Below are 2,312 nucleotides of genomic sequence, written 5' to 3'. Positions count from 1 at the left end.
CGACCACCCCGCCCCCCCCCTCGCGGACCCCCGCCCCCGGCCGGGGGGGGGAGTGCTGCGGGCGGCTCCCCCCCGCCGCGCCCCCCCAACACCCGGCCGCCCCCACCGCACGGCCCGTCGACCGGTCGACGAACAGGCTCGCGCTGCGGAACCCCTCCATCCGTTCCAGCTCCGGCAGCAGCGTGCGCTTGAACGTGTCGATCATGCGGTCGATGCCGCCCGGATCGACCTGCACCCAGGTGCAGCGTGTACAGGCGCGGGGCCCGGCCAGGTGATCGCGGTGCATCACCGCGACGTCCCATTCGTCGATCTGCTCGGTCTGCCCGTCGAGGGCTTGGGCCAGGCCGTCGCGCAGGGGTTGCACGGCCAGCCGGCTCGAACGCATCGCGTCCTCGGATTCCCAGGCGGTCGAGGCGATACAGCGCCCCGTCGCCCTGTTGACCATCAGGGACATGCCCACCCATCCGTCGATCTCGGACAGCCTCGGCATCACCTCGTTGCGGAGGTACGCGATCCCACTGTCGATCGACGACGGCTCGGCCGTGATCGTGCTCGAACGTGCGTACACAGGCCACCTCCAGTTCAGGAAGGGCGGCGCCCCCGGTGGACGCCACCGGACATCACCCACTGTCCTCCCTGCTCGCCGTCGGCACAACGCCCGAAAATCGGCCCCGATTTCCCTGCCCACGGGTCTTGACAGCGGCCGAATCAGGAGCAGACTGGAGGGATACCAGAACACCGGGAATGAGCCCCGCAGCCGAGGGAGACGTCCGTCGACCGCTGAGACGCTTTTCCAGGATCTGGCTAAGCCCCCGGCAAGCCAGTCGAGTACCGGAGTTGTCAGCGACGACTGAAGCTCTCGGAACCGATGGAGACTACCGGGGACTGTTCTGTTCGGGGGTCTTCCGCCCCGGCTCGCCGCACTCCGCGCCCCGCCGAACGTTTCCACGGTGCACCGGCGCCATTCAGCCGTTGGCCATCCCCGCCGGGAACCCTGAGGGCGCGGAGAGGAGTGCCGAGGGTCATGGATCGCGCGAGCGGTGGGGTCAGCAGGCGGAGCGTGCTGTTCGCGGCCGGGGCCGCGATCGCGGTGGCCGGGCTGGCTCAGCCGATACCCGCCGGTCCGATCAGGCCGACCACCGGTGCGGGACCCGCGGACGCCGCGGCGCGCGCCGCGCTGGCGGAACGGGCGATCGTGACGCGGCATGTGCGTTCGCTGTGGGGCGGCTCGCGGCGTCAGCTGGGCTTGCTCGTCTGGCCGGCGACGCTGATCGACCAGTCGTTCGGGCGCTGGTGCTACTGGTGGCAGGCGCACCTGCTCGACTGCGCGATCGACGCCGCGCACCGCGAGCGCACGCCCGCGCGCATCCATCGGGTCGTGGCCCTGGCCAACGGGATCCGGATCCGCAACGTCACCGGCTGGACCAACCGGTACTACGACGACATGGCCTGGCTGGCGCTGGCGCTCGACCGCGCGCGGCGGCTGCTCGACGTCCGCTTCGACGACGCCATCGACGACCTGCGTGAGGCGCTCTACGACGGCTGGAACCCGGAGGTCGGCGCGGTCCCGTGGCGGATCGACGAGCCCTACTACAACACCCCCGCCGTCGGCCCGACCGGCATCGCGATGGCCCGCCTCGGCGAGCTGCCCCGCGCCGTCGAACTGGCCGAGTTCCTGCACACCCGCCTGCGCGACGCCGGCACCGGACTCATCCTCGACGGCGTGAACGAGCCGGGCGGGCAGGTGCACCGCACCATCCACACCTACTGCCAGGGTGTGGCCATCGGACTCGATACCGAATTGGCCGTGCGCACCGGCGATCCGCGGTATCGCGACCGTGCCCGCGCGCTGATCGCCGCGGTCGCCGACCGGCTCACCCACGACGGGGTGATCGCCGCCGCCACCGACAACGACTCCGGGTTGTTCATGGGGATCCTCGCCCGCTATCTCGCCGAAGCCGCCCTGGCACTGGGCGATCCGACGGCGGCGCGGATCGTGCGCGCGTCCGCGCGGGCGGCCTGGGCCAACCGGGCCGAGGTGGCGGGACTACCGCTGTTCGGCGCGGATTGGACCCGCCCCGTGGCAGCCCCGAATCAGCCGGGCTCGCTGCAACTCATGGCGGCGTCGGCCGCCGCGTCGGCGAATCTCAGCCGCGACCTGTCCGTGCAGCTCAGCGGATGGCTGGTGCTCGAGGCCGACCACCGCCTCACCGCCGCCGGGCTCTGAGACGAGAACCGCCCCCCCGGGCGGGTTTACCGGGGGCGGGCGGGTGGGCACGGGGGGGGGCGGGGGGCGGCGGCGCGGAGGGCCG

The 2,312-nt window shown here is 72.5% G+C and carries 2 protein-coding genes; one reads left to right on the top strand and one right to left on the bottom strand.

The genetic code is table 11. The features are described 5' to 3' along the window. The coding region (locus QH270_RS31075) for a hypothetical protein (protein WP_280347951.1) at positions 1 to 568 on the bottom strand (568 nt) is incomplete at its 3' end. A 456-nt stretch (positions 569 to 1,024) separates the two neighbouring features. On the opposite strand from QH270_RS31075, the gene QH270_RS31070 reads away from it, so the two are divergent. After that, positions 1,025 to 2,227: a glycoside hydrolase family 76 protein gene (locus QH270_RS31070; RefSeq protein WP_280347950.1), complete on the top strand. Its 1,203-nt coding sequence runs from the start codon at positions 1,025 to 1,027 to the stop codon at positions 2,225 to 2,227. The last annotated feature ends 85 nt before the right edge of the window (positions 2,228 to 2,312 follow it).

The sequence above is a fragment of the Nocardia neocaledoniensis genome, from assembly GCF_029868625.1.
In the GTDB taxonomy this organism is placed as follows: Bacteria; Actinomycetota; Actinomycetes; order Mycobacteriales; family Mycobacteriaceae; genus Nocardia; species Nocardia neocaledoniensis_A.
The sequence above is the reverse complement of the archived record's forward strand: the minus strand, read 5'-3'. Positions and strand labels throughout refer to the sequence as shown.